The sequence below is a fragment of the Thioclava atlantica genome (assembly GCF_000737065.1).
GTDB classification, from domain to species: Bacteria; Pseudomonadota; Alphaproteobacteria; order Rhodobacterales; family Rhodobacteraceae; genus Thioclava; species Thioclava atlantica.
The window spans coordinates 1-17,168 of the sequence record NZ_AQRC01000006.1 but is presented as its reverse complement, the minus strand read 5'-3'; the positions used below and the strand labels follow the sequence as shown (position 1 = coordinate 17,168).

Sequence of the window (17,168 nt, the reverse complement as noted above, 5' to 3'; positions counted from 1 at the left end):
GCCTGTTTCGATCAGTTGCTCCCCAGGAGGGACTGATCCTTCAGCACGGTCGGATCGATCCCGTCCGTCATCTTGTCGATTTTCGCGCCGTCCACAACATCCTTGACGCGCTTTTCGACTGCGGCCTGACGGATATCGCCTTCGATCTTTTTGCGGACATCCGCGAGTTTCGGCGCATCGACCGTCTTCGTGCCGATCAGCTTCACGACATGCCAGCCATACTGGGTCTGGATCGGGCCCTTGACCTCGCCGTCCTTCATTTCCGAAATCGCGTCGGCGAAGGGTTTGACCATGTCGGTGAGCTTGAACCAGCCCAGATCGCCGCCATTGGCCGCGGCCCCGTCGGTCGAATATTTCTTCGCCTCGGCCGCGAAATCGGCCCCGCCGTCGATCTCTTTCTTGATCTTCTCGGCTTCTTCCTTGGTCTTCACGATAATATGAGCAGCGTGGAATTCCTTGGTCGGCGCGGCATTCGCGTATTTCGCGTCATACTCTTTCTGCACCGCCTCGTCGGTCACCGCCTTGTCGGCGGTGTAGTTGAGCAGCGCCCCCGCGAGATAGGACCGTTTCTGCACTTCGAGCGCGATCTTGTCGCGCTTGGTGATCCGCTTTTCCTCGAGCTGGGCGAGCGCGGTCTGCTGGATCAGCTGTTCGAGAATGCCGTTGAAAAGCTTGTCGTCGGGCAGCGATTGGTACTGTTCGGGAAGCCCGTCGCGCACCGTGAGCATCTGGCCCAGCGTGATGTCCTGACCGTTGACGGTGGCAACGACCGTATCGGCGCTCAGATCGGTGCGCGGCTTGGCCGGCGTCTCGGTCTTGCTCGCATCGGCGGTGGTCTTGGCATCCTGCGCCTGAACGGCGCCGGCAGCCATCGCGCAGATCGCCACGCTTGCGAGAAGTTTCGTCAGATTCGGCATCCTTGCCACTCCCTTTGGGCCGCATATTCCAGCGGCGTTGACACTCAGGCGGCCTCCGCTTACATCGCCAAGGGTCTGTAAGAGGCGTTCCGGCCTTGTTTCGCTTGCCGTTCTAGGGCAGGGGCGGGCAGCGCGGCAAGGCGCTTGGGTACACGATCTGGTCAGTAATCGGCGGAGAAGACATGCTAGGCATCGGAACACTCGCGAAGAAGGTCTTCGGCTCCTCGAATGACCGTCAAGTCAAGTCGGTGCGTCCGCTCGTCGCCAAGGTCAACGCGCTCGAGCCAGAATTCGAGGCGCTCAGCGACGAGGGTCTGATCGAGAAGACCCGGGAATTCCAGCGTCGCGTCCAGGAAGAGGGCGAGAGCCTCGACAAGATCCTGCCCGAAGCCTTCGCGAACTGCCGCGAAGCCGCCAAGCGCGCACTCGGCCTGCGGGCCTTCGACGTGCAGCTGATCGGCGGGATCTTCCTGCACCAGGGCAACATCGCCGAGATGAAGACGGGCGAAGGCAAGACCCTCGTCGCGACCTTCCCGGCCTATCTCAACGCGCTCGCGGGCAAGGGCGTCCATGTCGTGACCGTCAACGACTACCTCGCCCGCCGCGACTCGGAATGGATGGGCAAGGTCTATAACGCGCTCGGTATGACCTGCGGCGTCGTCGTGCCGTTCCAGCCGGAGCCCGAGAAGAAGCTCGCCTACGATGCCGACGTCACCTATGCGACGAATAACGAGCTCGGCTTCGACTACCTGCGCGACAACATGAAGACCTCGGTCGACCAGATGATGCAGCGCGGGCATTTCTTCGCGATCATCGACGAGGTGGACTCGATCCTGATCGACGAGGCGCGCACGCCGCTCATCATCTCGGGGCCCTCCGACGACCGCTCCGAGCTGTATGTCACGCTCGACAAGTTCATCCCGCGTCTGAGCGAAGAGCATTACACGATCGACGAGAAGGCGCGCACCGCGACCTTCACCGAAGAGGGCAACGAGTTCCTCGAGCAGATCCTGCACGAGGCCGGTGTCCTGCCCGAGGACCAGTCGCTCTACGATCCGGAAAGCACTACGATCGTTCACCACGTGAACCAGGCGCTGCGCGCCCACAAGCTGTTCTTCAAGGATCAGAACTATGTGGTGCAGCAGGGCGAGGTCGTGCTGATCGACGAATTCACCGGCCGGATGATGAAGGGCCGCCGCCTCTCGGAGGGCCTGCATCAGGCGATCGAGGCCAAGGAAGGCGTGCAGATCCAGCCGGAGAACGTCACGCTCGCCTCGGTGACCTTCCAGAACTATTTCCGCCTTTACGGCAAGCTCGGCGGCATGACCGGTACGGCGGCGACCGAGGCCGAGGAATTCGCCGAGATTTACTCGCTCGGCGTCGTCGAGATCCCGACCAACCGCCCGATCGCGCGGAAGGACGAGCATGACCGCGTCTACCGTACCGCGAAGGAAAAATACGACGCGGTGATCCAGGCGATCCAGAAGGGGCACGAAAAGGGTCAGCCGATCCTCGTGGGCACCACCTCGATCGAGAAGTCCGAGATGCTTTCGGAACTGCTCAACAAGGCGGGGATCAAGCACAACGTGCTCAACGCCCGCCAGCACGAGCAGGAAGCCTATATCGTCGCCGAAGCGGGCCGTCTGGGCGCCGTCACCATCGCGACGAACATGGCCGGCCGCGGCACCGACATCCAGCTCGGCGGCAATGTCGAGATGCGCGTCCACGAAGAGCTGACCGCCAATCCCGAAGCCGATCCCGAGGAGGTCCGCAAGCGGATCGAGGCGGAGACGGCCGAGGAGAAGCAAAAGGTTCTCGCCGCCGGTGGCCTCTTCGTTCTGGCCACCGAGCGTCACGAAAGCCGCCGCATCGACAACCAGCTGCGTGGCCGTTCGGGCCGCCAGGGCGATCCGGGCCGCTCGCTGTTCTTCCTGTCGCTCGAAGACGACCTGATGCGGATCTTCGGCTCCGACAAGCTCGATTCCGTGCTCTCGAAGCTCGGCATGAAGGAAGGCGAGGCGATCATCCACCCCTGGGTGAACAAGTCGCTCGAACGTGCGCAGGCGAAGGTCGAGGGCCGCAACTTCGACATCCGCAAGCAGCTCCTGAAATTCGACGACGTGATGAACGACCAGCGGAAGGCTGTCTTCAGCCAGCGTCGCGAGATCATGGAGAGCGAAGAGGTCGGAGAGATCACCCGCGACATGCGCGTGCAGGTGATCGAGGATCTCGTCGACCGCTACATGCCCGCCAAGACCTACGCCGATCAGTGGGACGTGCAGGGCATGCATGATGCGGTGATGGAGCAGCTCAACATCGACATGCCGATCGCGCAATGGGCCGAGGAAGAGGGCGTCGATCAGGATGTCGTCGCCGAGCGCCTCGAGGAAGAGAGCGACAAGGTGATGGCCGAGAAGGCCGAGGCTTTCGGCGCCGAGACGATGCAGATGATCGAGAAGCAGGTGCTGCTGAACATCATCGACGCGAAGTGGCGCGAGCACCTCGTCACGCTCGACCAGCTGCGCCAGACCATCGGTTTCCGCGGCTATGCGCAGCGCGATCCGCTGTCGGAATTCAAGACCGAGAGCTTCCAGCTCTTCGAGATCATGCTCGACGGTCTGCGCGCCGACGTGACCCAGCAGCTCTCGCGCATCCGCCCCCTGACCGCCGAGGAACAGGAGCAGATGCAGGCGCAGATGGCGCCCGAGGAAGCGGCCCCAGAGGCACCGTCCGAACCGGTCGTGGCGGGCGAACCGCTGCCGGGTTTCGACGAGAACGACCCGGCCACCTGGGGCGCTCCGTCGCGCAACGACCCCTGCCCCTGCGGCTCGGGAAAGAAGTTCAAGCATTGCCACGGTCAGCTCGTCTGACCAGAATACGGCGAAGATGAGGCGGCTTCGGCCGCCTTTTCCATATCTTGTCCCAAGCCCTTGCAATGCTGCGAGATCGGCGCGGGGCAAGGCTTTCACATTTCAGATACATTTCCCCATTCGCGCCGCAGCTTTGCCGCTTTCTGCCATTAACTCTCTTTTGCGGAGGAGAGTTCAGGGGCGGCAATGCGGAACATTCGCAAGATTATCATGATCGGCGCGACGTTTTTTCTCGCGGCAGCGACCGGGCATGTGATGCAGTCGGTGGGACCGACGCCGCCGCCGAAGGGCGAGCTGGCGGGGCTGCTGCGGGTGCGCGCGGAAGTGGAGGCTCCCAAGCCGCTCGCGACGCCTGTCCGCGTGCAGCTCATCAACAAGACCTACCTCACGAACCCTCCGGCGCCGAATATCGCCAGTGACCGGGGCGTAGGTGCGATCCCCGTGGCCGAGGAAGGCTCCGCCGATCGTTTCCTCCTCGCCGCGATGACGACCAAGCCGATGCCGTCCGCCAGCCCGAGTGCCACTTGCGCACCGGCCGATCTGAGCGCGTCGAGCGTCGGAGCGGGGCGCGTTTTGCTCTCGGTTTCGGCACCGTGCCAGAGCGACACCACGCTTTCGGTTCATGCCGGGTCTTTGAAAATCCGCGCGAAGACCGATGCGGCGGGGCAGTGGTCCTCGGTCCTGCCCGCCTTCTCGCGCGATCTGGAGATTTCGATCCGCGCGCAGGGGCGCGAAATTGCCCATGAGGCGGTGACAGTCTCCGGCGTGGACAAGGTCAACCGCACCATTCTGGAAACTGCGGCGGCAGGTGGCCTCAATCTCAATGTCTACGAGAACGGCACCGCGCCGGCTGCGGCAAGCCCGGTCAATATCACCGCGCCACGCACGCCCGACACGCCGCTCGGGGGCTATATGCTGAGCTATCTCACCGATGATGATCAGCGGCTCGAGATCTACACGGCGCCCGCCTCGCTCGGCGATCTGCAACTCGAGGTTCAGGCCTCCGTGCGTCCCGACACATGCGGGACCGAGCAGAAAGGCCGTATCTGGAACGTGACCGGCGGGATCGCGCAAAGCGCCACACCGGTCACGCTCGCGCTGCCCGATTGCCCCGCCGACGGAGGCCTCATGATGCTTCCGCTTCGGGGCATTTCCCGCGAGATGACCGCGGCGCAATGACGCTCAGACATAGCCTTCCGCCCGGAGGCTGACCTCGGTTTCCTTTCCCAGTATCAGGTGGTCGTGCAGAACGATGCCGAACAGGTCCGCCGCCTGCGCGATCTGCTGCGTGAGCGTGATATCGACCTGCGAAGGCGTCGGGTCGCCCGAGGGATGATTGTGCATCACCCATTTTAATCTACTATTATATTGAATATGCTATATATTAATACTTTTTGAGAGTAGGTGGGGACGTCGTTCGGGGTATGTAGGTCGTGCTCTAGTATGATCATCACGCTTGATCCTCTACCTGCACGTCGGTTCGAGCCAAAACACGGCAGTTCACTTTGTTCTTTTCGTCCCAGGCATCGAGCTCGCTCTCAGGATAGAGTACCGCTTTGCCAATCTTGACGAACGATGGACCAATCTTCATGGATCTCCAGTTCCGCAGGGTTCCGGGCGAAACTGTTCCGCGATAGCGCTGAGAAACCTCCTCGGGTGTAAGAAATCTGTTGTCTGCCATGATGGTCTCCTCGCGTTGGGTACCACGCGGTGACTGGGTGACTAGATGCGGCAGCGTTCTTCAGTCACGGTCAGCGAGCGTCTAGGCTGTTCGTTCATTTGCGGTCACGGATGAACATGCGCCCTCTTAAAAAGCGGAGAAAGCAGAAAACTACTATCGTAGGGTTGCCGGTTAGTCCCGGCTAAACATCGGTGGGTTTGCTGATCGGCGTCGATCTATGATTTGTCAGAGGAGGATGCTCTGAAACGAGCTTCCCATCTGGCCCCCAGTGTCGTGACAATCAATACATGCAGAAAGTGACGCCCGATAATTGACGCATCGCGTGAGTCCGCTTAAATTTGTTTGTGATCGCTTACTAACCAAAGAGGCGCCCCGTGCGCAAGTCAGCAAAACTCCGCAAGGCCGAGATCGTGGCCACCGTGCTCGATCTGACCGACCGGATCGGGCCGGACCGGGTGACGACAGGCGCCGTCGCGTCGCAGATCGGCGTCACGCAGGCGGCGCTGTTTCGGCATTTTCCGACCAAGGCGGCGCTGTGGCAGGCCGTGGCCGAGCATGTCGCCGAGCGGATGACAACGGCCTGGGACGAAGCTCTCAACCTCGGCAACGCGCCGGTTATCCGGTTGCGCGCACTGATTGCCGCGCAATTCGCGCAGATCGCTGCGACCCCCGCCCTGCCGATGCTGCTGTTCTCACGTGAACTGAACGTCACCAATGCGGAACTGCGCGCCACGTTTCACGGCAGGCTCACGGCCTTTCGTGGCCTGCTTGCGCGGGAGGTCGGCGCCGGGCAGCAGGCGGGCGTGCTTTGGGACGACGTCGCCGCAAACGATGTGGCGGTGCTGCTGACCGCACTCGTGCAGGGGGTGGCAATCCGCTGGGCGCTCGGCGCGCGCGATTTCAACCTTCGCGAGGAGGGATTGCGGCTGTTCGACGTGCAATGCCGGCTTCTGGCTGTGCGAGGAGAATAGACGATGCGGCGCATCTCGTTGTTGGGCGTGGTGCTGGCGGCCGCCGTTGGGGTCGGCTTCCTGTTCTTCACGGAGCGCCCGCTGACGGTGACGGTCGTTCAGCCCGTACACGATGTGACCCTTCGCATCTACGGGCTCGGCACCGTCGAGGCGCGCATCCTCAGCCGTGTCGGCTTCGAGGTGGGCGCCGCGCTGACCCGGCTTTCCGCCGATGCTGGGGACAGCGTGACTAAAGGGCAGGAGCTTGCCGTACTTCATTCCACAGAGCAGGAAGCGCGCGTGGCGCGCGCCCGCGCGGCGGTGGCGGCGAACGAGGCCAATCTTGCCAAGGCCGGCGCGGCGGTGGTGCGCGCCCGCGCCGTGCTGGCCGAGCGCGAGGCGGCGAACCGGCGCCAGCAAGGGTTGGTGCAGCGGGATGTCGCCTCGGCGCAGCGCGCGGAGGAAACGCAGCGCGACGAGGACGTGGCCCGCGCCGATCTGGCGGTGGCCGAGGCGGATGTCGCAGTGATCCAGGCGCAAGGCGCGGATGCGGCGGCGGCCCTGCGGCAGGAGGAAGCCTTGCTCGCCCACCACCGGCTGGTCGCGCCCTTTGATGCACAGGTCGTGACCCGCCATGCCGAGGCGGGCACGGTGGTGAAGGCCGGCGATCCGATCTTCACCCTGATCGACCCGGCCACCATCTGGATCCAGGCTTATGTCGACGAGGAGCGCGCCGGCCAGCTTGCCATAGGCCAGCCGGGCACGATCCGGCTACGGTCCCAGCCTTCGGCCGAGTTCCACGGTTCCATCGCCCGCATCGGCATCGAAAGCGACCGGGTGAACGAGGAGCGCCGCGTCTGGCTGACCTGCTCCGACTGCCCCGCCGAGATGTTCCTCGGCGAACAGGCCGAGGTGCGCATCACCACCGGCAACAGGGACAGCGCGCTGATGGTTCCCGAAGTCGCCATCACCGGCTTCGACGGCCATCGCGGCATGGTCTGGACGGTGCAGGACGGCCGCCTTGCGCGGGTGGGGCTGACCTTCGGCGCCCGCGATGACCGCGGCCGGGTCGAGGTCACCGGCGGCCTGCCCGAAGGTGCCACCATCGTCGCCGGCCCGCCCAAAGGCGCGGCCGAGGGCCGGCGCGCCCGTACCAGCGAGGCGCCATGAACCTCGCGCTCAAGGACATCCGCCATGGCCTGTTCCGGTTCGTGCTGACCTGTTTCGGGCTGGGGCTGCTGATGACGGTCGTGCTGGCGATGATCGGTATCTATAACGGCCTCGTCTCGGACGCGCTGGCGGTGGTAAAGGCACCTGCCGCAGATGTCTGGGTGGTGGAGGCCGGCACCAAGGGACCGTTCGCGGAAGCCTCCAGCATCCCCGCCGACACGCGCGACGCGGTGGCGCGGATGCCCGGCGTGGCCGAGGCCGGCGCGGTCAACTATCAGAACCTCGAAGCGCCTCATGCCGGGCGCACGCTGCGACTCTATGTCGTCGGCTACGAGCCGGGCCGCCCCGGCGGGCCGCAGGCGATCGCCGAGGGGCGCGGCATCGGCGCCGGTCATTTCGAACTGGTGGCCGACCGCAAGACCGGCCTGCTGCCCGGCGAGACGATCCGGCTCGGGCGCAACCGCTTTACCGTGGTCGGGCTGGTCGAAGGGGCGATGAACTCGGGCGGGGATCCGGCGGTCTATGTGACGCTGGCCGACGCGATGGCGCTTCAGACTGAACTCGACCCCGCCGCCCAGCGGGTGCAGGCCGCGCGCGGGGCTGTCTCCGTCAAGTCCGCATCGGTCGCCGCCATAATTGCCCGCATGGCACCGGGCGCCGATGTCGATCTGCTGACCGCGACCGTGCGCCAATGGAAGCACCTCGCCGCCATGACCCAGGCCGAACAGGAGGAACTGCTGCTGGCCTCGGTCGTCGACAAGGCGCGCCGCCAGATCGGGCTGTTCCTCGGCATTCTGCTGTCCGTCAGCGCCGTGGTGATCGCCCTCATCATCTACACCATGACCATGGAAAAGCTGAAGCAGATCGCCACGCTGAAGCTGATCGGCGCGCCCGACCGCACCATCATCGGGCTGATCGTGCAGCAGGCGATGATCCTTGGCGCTTCGGGCTGGGGGATCGGGCTGCTGCTGATCCTGACGGTCAAGGACTATTTCCCCCGCCGCGTCGTGCTGGAGCCGTTCAACGCCATGGTCCTAGCCGGGATCATCGCCGCCGTCTGCCTCTTGTCCTCGGCGCTTGGCGTGCGGGCGGCGATGAAGGTCGATCCGGCCACCGCGCTGGGGGGCTGAGATGGCGCTTGGCGACACCCTGATCGAAGTCACAGGCGTGGCCAAGCATTTCGGCGAGGGCGAAACCCGCGTCGATGCCCTGCGCGCGGTCGATCTGACGGTGCGCGCCGGCGAGGTGATCGCCCTGCTGGGGCCATCGGGGTCGGGCAAGACGACGCTGCTCAACGTCATCGGCTGCATCCTTGCCCCCTCGGCGGGCCGCGTGGTGCTGGATGGCGAGCCGGTGTTCGACGGCAAATGGCTGCGGCGTGATCTGCGCCGGCTGCGGCTGGACAAGATCGGCTTCATCTTCCAGTCGCATAACCTGCTGCCCTTCCTGACCGCGCAGGAAAACGTCTCGGTGGTGCTGGACCTTGCCGGCTGGCCCCCTGACGAAGGCCGGGCACGGGCGCGTGAATTGCTGGATTATCTGGAGGTCGGCCATCGCGCGATGGTCAAGCCCGCGCTGCTGTCGGGGGGCGAGGCGCAGCGCGTGGCGATTGCCCGCGCGCTGGCCAACCGCCCCCGCATCATCCTTGCCGACGAGCCCACTGCCGCGCTGGACGGCGCGCGCGCCGGGCTGGTGATGGACCTCATGCGCCGACTGGCCGTCGAGCAGGAGGCCTGCATCGTCACCGTCACCCATGACGAAAAGATCTTCGACCGCTTCGACCGCCTGATCCACCTGCGCGACGGCCATCTGGTCAGCGCGTGACGGGCTTGCGGGGAGGCAGACATGACCACAAGACCCTGCACCCCGATCCTGCAACTTCACCCGTCCTTGAAAAGGCACAACCAAGATGCAACCGACATCCTATTCCAGACCCCAGATCATCCTGCATTGGGTCATTGCAACCCTCGTCTTTTTCCAGATCTTCATGCATGACGGCATCGTCGGGGCATGGGACGGGCGGATGGACGGCACGCTGCCGAACCAGCCGACGATCAATCCCCATGCCGTTGCCGGCGCGCTGATCCTGGTTCTCGTCCTGTGGCGGCTGGTGCTGCGCCGTCGGCGCGGCGTTCCGGGCCTGCCGGAAGGCGAGCACCCGGCCCTGAAGGCTCTGGCAACGGGCACGCATGCGGCCCTCAACCTCCTGCTGATCCTGATGGTGCTTTCCGGCGCGGCCGCCTGGATGACCGGCATCGAGGCAATCGGCGATGCCCATTCCATCGCGCGGTTGGTCCTGGTTCCGCTGGTCATCCTGCATATCCTCGCGGCGCTTTACCATCATTTCTGGCTCAAGACCGATGTGCTGCGGCGCATGCTTGGCCGGCCCTGAGGCGCGGTCCGTTCCGCGTATCGCACCCCATGACCCATGGCGGGCCGGGTCACACCCACCCGGCCGATCCCCAAACCCCGGAGGAAGACATGACGACAAGATCGCGCACCCTGACCATTACCGCCGCCGTGGCGACGGTCTTTGGCCTCCTGACCATCGTTTCGGGCGGCAGGGCGCTGTTCGGCGGCGTCGATATGGGTGCAGCGGTGCCCTTCGTTCTGTGGTTCAACTTCCTTGCCGGGTTCGCCTATGTTCTGGCTGGAATCGGCCTGTGGCGCGGCGCGGGCTGGGCACCGATGCTGTCGCTGGGCATCGCGCTGGCGACAGTGGCGGTCTTTACCGCCTTTCTGTGGCATGTGGTCTCGGGGGGCGCATGGGAGGCGCGCACCATGGGCGCGATGATCCTGCGCAGCAGCATCTGGATCACGATTGCCGCACTTGCCTTTCGCGGCCGCCGCACCCACTGATCAAGGCATAAACCCAAGCCAGCCAGCGACTGCGGCCCCATGCCGCAGTCGTGCCAGCCAGGACCCTGACATGACCAAATCCTCTTCCATCGACCTGTCCATGGCCCTTTCGCTGGCCACCGTGCTGGGCCTCGCAATGGCGGCTGCCGGGCGGTGGCTGCCGGGCGAGGCATGGGCACCCATCGAGCTTCCGGGTCTGGTGCTTGCCTATCTGGCTGGTGGCCTGCCGACCGGCTGGCGCGCGCTTTCGACCCTGTGGCGCGAGCGGGTGCTGGACATCGACCTGCTGATGATCGCCGCCGCCATTGCCGCCGCAATCGTCGGTGCCCCGTTCGAGGGCGCGGTGCTGCTGACGCTGTTCAGCATCTCGACCACGCTGGAGGAGCGCGCGCTTGGCCGGGCGCGCCGCGCCATCGAGGCGCTGATGGCGCTGCGCCCCGAGACCGCCTTGCGCAAGACCGCCAACGGCACCGTCGAGGAGGTGCCCGCCGAGGTGCTGGCCGTCGGCGATGTGGTGGTGCTGCGCCCCGGTGCGCGGGTGCCCAGCGATGGCGTGGTCGTCACCGGGCGCGGTGGCATCGACGAGGCCAATATCACCGGCGAATCCATGCCCGTGTCGAAAGAGGCCGGCGCGCAAGTGTTCGAGGCCACGATCAATCTGGATGGCGTGCTGGATGTCGAGGTCACGCGTAGCGTCAGCGACAGCACCATCGCCCGCATGATCCGGCTGGTGACCGAGGCGCAGGCCGCCCGCGCCCCGTCCGAGCGGTTCAGCGAATGGTTCGGGCAACGCTACACGGTCGCCGTCATGGCGGGCGCGATGCTCGCCTTCGCCGCCTTCTATTTCCTGGGACACGACTGGGAACAGGCGCTTTACCGGGCTGCGACATTGCTGGTCGCGGCCAGCCCCTGCGCCATCGTCATCTCGGTTCCCGCCGCCATCCTGTCGGCGCTGTCGGCGGCGGCGCGGGGCGGTGTTCTGTTCAAGGGCGGCGGCGCGCTGGAGACGCTGGCCGAGGTCGATATCTTCGCCTTCGACAAGACCGGCACCCTGACCACCGGCCGCGCTGCGGTGACGCGGCTGGTCGCGCTGGACGGCGATCAGGCCGGCTTCCTGTCGCTGCTTTCCGGGCTGGAGGCGCATTCCGAACACCACATCGCCGCCGCCATCCACCGCGAGGCCCTGGCCCGCGACTTGCAGCCGGTCGCGGTGACGGATGTGAACGCAAGGCCCGGCATCGGCATCGAAGGCCGCGATGCCTCTGGCCCGGTCTGGGCCGGCAACCCCTATCTTGCGCAGGCGATGGGCGCCCCGCTGGATCACCCCGCCCTGCAATCCTTGGCCGAAGGCGCGGACACCGTGGTATATCTGGGCCGTGGCGCGCAGGTGCTGGGCGCGGTCACCGTCGCCGATGCGCCGCGCGGCAGTTCGGCCCCGGCGCTGGCGGCTTTACGCAAGGGGGGCGTGCGCCGCATCGTGATGATGACCGGCGACCGCCGCCCGGTCGCACTGCGCATCGGCACGCAGCTTGGCCTTGCCCCCGACGAGATCCACGCCGAAATGCTGCCCGAGGACAAGGTTCGCGCGGTCGGTGCGCTGACCGACAGCGGCAAGGTCGCCTTTGTCGGCGACGGGGTGAACGACGCCGCGGCGCTGGCCCGCGCCGATATCGGCATCGCCATGGGCGCGGCGGGGTCCGAGGTGGCGCTTCAGGCCGCCGATGTGGCGCTGCTCTCCGAGGATATGGAGCGGCTGGCCGATGCGCAGCGCCTGTCGCGCCGAACCTCAAGGGTGATCCGGCAGAACCTGACCTTTGCCATCGGCGCCATGGTGGTTCTGGTCATCGGCGGGCTGTTCTTCGACCTGCCCTTGCCGCTGGTGGTGATCGGCCATGAAGGCGGCACGGTGCTGGTGGTGCTGAACGGGCTGCGGCTGCTGTCGGACCCGATCCGCCGGCCCAAGGCACCGGCGGGCGGACAGGCATTGCCGGGCGCGGCGCTGCCGGCCTGACCGGCGGGGCATTAGTCCCGAAAGGCGCGCAGATGGGGGAAATCGCCCCTTTGCAGATACGCCTCCTCCTCGGGCGTCGAGTTGCGGCCAAGGGTGGCGTTGCGATGCGGGTGGCGGCCAAAGCTGGCGATGACGCGGCGCACCTTGCCGGCCTGATCGACCAGCGAGGCATAGAGCGGGCGCAAGGCCGACGGCCCGCGGGCGGCAATGTCGCGCCGCAGGGCAATCAGCCGGTCGATCCGGGCCAGATGGTCCGGCCCCTCGGCATGGCCCAGAGGCTGGGTGAAGGCGATCTGGAACCACGGCAGGCCAAGTGCCGCCCAGTCTCCGTTTTCCAGCCCCGCCAGCGCCTGCGCCAGTGCTGCCGGGTCTTGCGCATATGCAAGCGCGCTGCCCCGCCACAGCGAGCGCGGGAACTGGTCCAGCACCACGATCAGCGCCAGCCTGCCCCCGGGCGTTGCCGCCCAATGATCCAGCGCCCCCGCCGCGCCGCGTTCGGTCAGCGGGCCGAACCGCGCCGCAATCTCACCGTCCGCGCCGCCATGCATCCGCCAGCGCCACAGCTTGGCATGGCGGTCGGGGTCGATGTCCAGCGCGCGGCCCTCGGGGAACCAGAAATCCAGAACCTCGCGGATGTCCCGAACATCATTGCTATCGGTCATGTCATCCCCCATGAAAACGCCCCCGCGCCATGGACACGGGAGCGGAATTGTCGATGAGGCACAAGCGCCTAGGCGGTCGCGGGCACCGCTGCCTGCGCAGGCCGGCGTCCGCCGGGACCGCGCGGGACGCGCAGCAGGCGCATGGCGTTGGCGATCACCACCAGTACCGAAAGCTGATGGATCAGCATGCCCTCGGCCATATGCACATCGCCGTTGAACACGCCCGCCAGCAGCCCGGCCACAGTCAGCAGCGCGATGGCCAAGTTCTGGCGCATATTGCGCAGCGTCGCGCGGGAAATCGCCATGGCCTCGGGCAGTTTCTCCAGATCGTCGGCCATCAGCGCAATGTCGGCGGTCTCGATCGCCACGTCCGAGCCCACGGCCCCCATGGCGATGCTGGTGTCGGCGGCAGCCAGCGCCGGGGCGTCGTTGATGCCGTCGCCGATCATGGCGACATGGCGGCCCTCGGCCTGAAAGTGGCGGATCAACTCCAGCTTGTCCTCGGGCAGCAGCCCGGCATGAACCTCGTCGATGCCGATTTCGGCGGCGATGGCGTGGGCGGCCTGCGGCTGGTCGCCGGTCAGCATGGCGATGCGCCCCACCCCGATATCGCGCAGCCGGGCGATGGCGCTTTGGGCCGAAAGCCGGGGCTGGTCGGACAGCCCGAAGATGCCCGCGATGCGCCCGTCCAGCGCCACGATGATCGGCGTGCGCCCGCGGCCCAGAACCCCGGCCAGCGCGGCCTCGGCCTCGGCGTCGAAACCGATGCCCAGCCGGTCGAACAGCCGCCGGTTGCCGGCCGCGACCTGCCGCCCGTCGTGGTGGACCACCAGACCCATGCCAGCCACTTCCTCGACCGTCTCGGGCGCGGGAATCTCGCCCTCGGCACGGCCGGCCTCGATAATCGGGCGGCCCAGCGGGTGGTCCGAGCCGGATTCGGCGATCGCCGTCCAGTGCAGCAATTCGGCACGATCGATGCCGCCAAGAGGCACGATCTCGACCAGGCTGGGGCGGCCCTCGGTCAGGGTGCCGGTCTTGTCCAGCGCCAGCATGTCGATGCGGCCGGCGCTTTCCAGATGCTGCCCGCCCTTGATGAGGATGCCCGAGCGCGCCGCCCGCCCGATGCCGGCGACGATGGAGACCGGCGTCGAGATCACCAGGGCGCCCGGACAGGCCACCACCAGAAGGGTCAGCGCGAGGCGAATATCCTGCGTCACCGCCCAGGCACCCAGCGCCAGCACCATGATGCCGGGCGTATACCATTGGGCGAAACGCTCGATCATGCGCTGGCTGGGGGCGCGTTCCTCCTGCGCCTCTTCGACGCGGCGGATGATCCGGGCCAGCGTGGTATCGGCGCCGATGCCGGTGGCGCGGATGCGCAGCACGCCATTTTCCGCGATGGTGCCGGCATGGACGTGGGAGCCGGGGGCTTTCTCGGCCGGGATCGGCTCGCCGGTGATGGCGGCCTCGGACACGGCGGCGTTACCGTCGATCACCTCGCCATCGACGGGGATGCGGTTTCCGGCGCGCACGAGCACGACCTCATTCGGCTGGACGGCACTGGCGGCAATCTCGACCGGCTGGCCGTCGCGGATCACGGTGGCGACCTCGGGCGCGGCCTTCAGCAGATCGGCCAGCGCGCCACGGGTCTGGCGCAGGGTGCGGGCTTCAAGCCAGGCGCCGAAGCTGAACAGGAAAGTAACGGCGGCCGATTCCCAATATTCGCCGATGAACAGCGCGCCAATAGCCGCAACGGTCACCAGCAACTCGATCGAGAAATGGCGAATTCGCAGCGCGTGGAACGCCCGCCAGGCGATGTCAGAGCCGGCGATAAAGGCCGCCGCCAGCATAGATGCCGCCCAGAGCCCGCGCAGGCCGAACCCGTAAAGGGCGATCAGGCCCAGCACGATCAGGCTGCCGCTGATGATGGTCAGCCACTTCCTGCGGCTGGCCGACTGGTGAAGAATTGTCAGGATAGGGGTCAACATGCGGGGCCTCGTGATGTGAAGGCCCGGCCGCGCGGGCAGGCACGGCCGGGCTGGAAGGGATGGGTCAGAATGCGGCGGGGCGGGCCTCGTAGCCGGTGGATTTCACCACCGAGACAAGGGCCTCGACCGGGGCGGATGCGGGGTCATGCTCGACCTCGATGCGGCCGGTGTTGAAATGCACCTTGGCGGCGGTCACGCCGGGAGTTGCCGCCAGCGCCTTCTCGATCTTGGTGACGCAGGAGGGGCAGGAAAATTCGTCGCTGCGCAGGATGGTCTTGGTCATGGCTGGTTCCTTTCATGTCGCCGCCCGGTGGGGCGGTCATTGCTTGTGAACTCAAGATATGCTGTCCTTTCAGGATCAGGAGTGGCAATTTCGACAAGGGATCATTGCATGAATGCACAGGCGCAGGATTGGGACGATCTGCGGTTGTTTCTGGCCGTGGCGCGGGCGGGGTCGCTTTCAGGGGCGGCGCGCAGCCTTGGCGTTACCCATTCCACCGTCTTTCGCCGCATCGGCGCGTTCGAGGCGCGGTTGCGGGTGCGGCTGTTCGACCGGCTGCCCGGCGGCTATGCTCTGACCCAGGCGGGCAAGGAGATGCGCGATTCCGTCATCCGCATCGAGGAAGAAATCACCGCGCTGGGGCTGAAGGTTACCGGACAGGACCAGCGGCCCACTGGGACGATCCGCATCACCACGACCGACCTGCTGGCGGTGGGTGTGCTGCCCCGCCACGTCGCCGCCTTCCGCGCCGAATGGCCCGAGATCGAGATCGAGGTGGTGGTGGCGGATACGGTGCTGGACCTGACCCGGCGTGAGGCCGATGTCGCGTTGCGGCTGGGCAATCCGGGGCAGGAAACGCTGGTCGGGCGGCGTGTCGGGCGGCTTGCCTTCGCTGTCTATGGTGCGGCGGGCCTTCATGCGCGGGGGGCGGACGATCCGGCCGATGGCGACTGGATCGGCTACGGCTCGGCCCATGGTCCGCTCAGCCGCCGCCTGGCCCGCTGGTGGCCGGATGCGCGACAGGTTTACCGGACAAACTCGATCATCGCCGCCCATGCCGGTGCGAAGGCGGGGATCGGACTTGCCGCCTTGCCTTGCGTGATCGCCGATTGCGACCCCAGCCTGATCCGCGCCGCCGCGCTGCCCGAGGACTTCATGCTGGACCTGTGGTTGCTGATTCACGAGGATCTGCGCCAAACCGCGCGCATCCGCCTGTTTCTGGACTTCATGGCGACGGCCCTGGCGGCCGATGCCGACCTGCTGGAGGGGCGCTGCCCGTGCAAGACAAGGCCGGCGCAGGCGTGACGCCCGCGCCGGCCCATGCCTGCGCCCGTGGCGTCAGTCGATCATCTGCCAGCCGGGATGCTCGAAATGCTCGCCATAGGCGTTCAACGCCTGAACAATCGTCACCGCGCCAGTCTCGACCTCGCCGGCCTCCAATGCCGAGATGCCGGTCATCACCTCACCAAGGACGATATGGAACTGCTCGTCTACCTCGGGTTCCAGCACACAGTTCTCGACCATGAAATCGACCTGCTTCTGGACATCGGCAGCGACCCCATTCGCGGCATCGGCAGGCAGGGTGCCGTTGTGGATCGCGTCCAGGTTCGCGGCCATGGTTCCGTGAATCGCGGTCATGCCGGTGATCATGTTCTGATCGCCCTGCCATTTGGCGCCATCGTTCAGCGTGATCTCGATAGCCCCCGAGCCATGGCTGTCATGATCATGGGATTGCGCGGCGACAATGCCAGCTGACCCCAGCGCGAGGGCGAGAGCGACAGCAACGGTGGTGAAAGATTTTACAGTCCGCATAGTGATCTCCTGTATCTGCCAAGTGGTTCTGGCCGCGGCGGGCATCGACAGACGCCGCCGGGCTTGGGATAGACATAGGCTGTCCGTTTTCGCACGAGAATTGACGAAACCTGCAAAGACCCATTGCACGAATGGACAGACCTCAGGCACGAACCAGACCCTCGCGGCCTGCCGACGATACCATGGGGTCTGCTGCCGGACGGTGCTAAATCCTACGCTAAGCCGATAAAACGCGCCTTCCGTGGTC

At 66.0% G+C, this 17,168-nt stretch carries 17 protein-coding genes; 10 read left to right on the top strand and 7 right to left on the bottom strand.

Translation table 11 applies throughout. The annotated features are described in order from the left end of the window. Positions 1–11: 11 nt before the first annotated feature. Positions 12–917 (bottom strand): peptidylprolyl isomerase, encoded by a 906-nt coding sequence (locus tag DW2_RS08770; RefSeq protein WP_038145521.1) that lies wholly within the window; start codon positions 915–917, stop codon positions 12–14. A 182-nt stretch (positions 918–1,099) separates the two neighbouring features. Between DW2_RS08770 and secA the strand changes: the two genes are divergently transcribed. Continuing rightward, the gene (gene secA, locus DW2_RS08765) at positions 1,100–3,787 is read left to right on the top strand and encodes a preprotein translocase subunit SecA (protein WP_038145520.1); all 2,688 of its coding nucleotides are present in this window, start codon (positions 1,100–1,102) and stop codon (positions 3,785–3,787) included. A gap of 186 nt (positions 3,788–3,973) precedes the next feature. Continuing rightward, complete coding sequence (locus DW2_RS08760; RefSeq protein WP_038145518.1) at positions 3,974–4,966, top strand: hypothetical protein; 993 nt, start codon at positions 3,974–3,976, stop codon at positions 4,964–4,966. 3 nt (positions 4,967–4,969) lie between these two features. Here the strand turns inward: DW2_RS08760 and DW2_RS19365 are convergent, their stop codons facing one another. Both DW2_RS19365 and DW2_RS08755 read right to left on the bottom strand, forming a co-directional pair. Then, positions 4,970–5,131, bottom strand: coding sequence for a JAB domain-containing protein (locus DW2_RS19365; protein WP_081874920.1), 162 nt, complete (start codon positions 5,129–5,131; stop codon positions 4,970–4,972). Between the two features lie 106 nt (positions 5,132–5,237). Continuing rightward, entirely contained in the window at positions 5,238–5,468 is a 231-nt protein-coding gene (locus DW2_RS08755; protein WP_038145517.1) for a helix-turn-helix transcriptional regulator, read from the bottom strand. Between the two features lie 374 nt (positions 5,469–5,842). On the opposite strand from DW2_RS08755, the gene DW2_RS08750 reads away from it, so the two are divergent. The 7 genes from DW2_RS08750 to DW2_RS08720 all read left to right on the top strand — a co-directional run bounded on the left by DW2_RS08750 (position 5,843) and on the right by DW2_RS08720 (position 12,458). Further along, positions 5,843–6,439 (top strand): TetR/AcrR family transcriptional regulator, encoded by a 597-nt coding sequence (locus DW2_RS08750; RefSeq protein ID WP_051855734.1) that lies wholly within the window; start codon positions 5,843–5,845, stop codon positions 6,437–6,439. 27 nt (positions 6,440–6,466) lie between these two features. Next, entirely contained in the window at positions 6,467–7,588 is a 1,122-nt protein-coding gene (locus tag DW2_RS08745; RefSeq protein ID WP_238321305.1) for an efflux RND transporter periplasmic adaptor subunit, read from the top strand. Next, on the top strand, positions 7,585–8,718 hold the full coding sequence (locus tag DW2_RS08740) for an ABC transporter permease (RefSeq protein WP_038145513.1): 1,134 nt from the start codon (positions 7,585–7,587) through the stop codon (positions 8,716–8,718). Before DW2_RS08745 ends, DW2_RS08740 begins: the two co-directional genes overlap by 4 nt. A 1-nt stretch (position 8,719) precedes the next feature. Then, a complete protein-coding gene (locus DW2_RS08735) occupies positions 8,720–9,412 on the top strand; it encodes an ABC transporter ATP-binding protein (RefSeq protein ID WP_038145510.1) in 693 nt (230 codons plus the stop codon). An 85-nt stretch (positions 9,413–9,497) separates the two neighbouring features. After that, the gene (locus DW2_RS08730) at positions 9,498–9,980 is read left to right on the top strand and encodes a cytochrome b (RefSeq protein WP_038145508.1); all 483 of its coding nucleotides are present in this window, start codon (positions 9,498–9,500) and stop codon (positions 9,978–9,980) included. 89 nt (positions 9,981–10,069) lie between these two features. Next, the gene (locus tag DW2_RS08725) at positions 10,070–10,447 is read left to right on the top strand and encodes a hypothetical protein (protein WP_038145505.1); all 378 of its coding nucleotides are present in this window, start codon (positions 10,070–10,072) and stop codon (positions 10,445–10,447) included. A 70-nt stretch (positions 10,448–10,517) separates the two neighbouring features. After that, positions 10,518–12,458: a heavy metal translocating P-type ATPase gene (locus DW2_RS08720; protein WP_038145504.1), complete on the top strand. Its 1,941-nt coding sequence runs from the start codon at positions 10,518–10,520 to the stop codon at positions 12,456–12,458. An 11-nt stretch (positions 12,459–12,469) separates the two neighbouring features. Here the strand turns inward: DW2_RS08720 and DW2_RS08715 are convergent, their stop codons facing one another. The 3 genes from DW2_RS08715 to DW2_RS08705 form a co-directional block, all read right to left on the bottom strand. Continuing rightward, the gene (locus tag DW2_RS08715) at positions 12,470–13,120 is read right to left on the bottom strand and encodes a DUF924 family protein (RefSeq protein WP_038145502.1); all 651 of its coding nucleotides are present in this window, start codon (positions 13,118–13,120) and stop codon (positions 12,470–12,472) included. A 68-nt stretch (positions 13,121–13,188) separates the two neighbouring features. Beyond that, the gene (locus DW2_RS08710) at positions 13,189–15,108 is read right to left on the bottom strand and encodes a heavy metal translocating P-type ATPase (protein ID WP_038145501.1); all 1,920 of its coding nucleotides are present in this window, start codon (positions 15,106–15,108) and stop codon (positions 13,189–13,191) included. A 64-nt stretch (positions 15,109–15,172) separates the two neighbouring features. Continuing rightward, on the bottom strand, positions 15,173–15,391 hold the full coding sequence (locus DW2_RS08705) for a heavy-metal-associated domain-containing protein (RefSeq protein ID WP_028714023.1): 219 nt from the start codon (positions 15,389–15,391) through the stop codon (positions 15,173–15,175). 108 nt (positions 15,392–15,499) lie between these two features. On the opposite strand from DW2_RS08705, the gene DW2_RS08700 reads away from it, so the two are divergent. Beyond that, positions 15,500–16,414 carry a LysR family transcriptional regulator gene (locus DW2_RS08700; protein ID WP_038145497.1) on the top strand — a complete coding sequence of 305 codons (915 nt, stop codon included), beginning with the start codon at positions 15,500–15,502 and terminating at the stop codon, positions 16,412–16,414. A gap of 33 nt (positions 16,415–16,447) precedes the next feature. Here the strand turns inward: DW2_RS08700 and DW2_RS08695 are convergent. Continuing rightward, a partial coding sequence (locus DW2_RS08695) for a hypothetical protein (RefSeq protein WP_238321298.1) occupies positions 16,448–17,168 on the bottom strand: 721 nt, incomplete at its 5' end.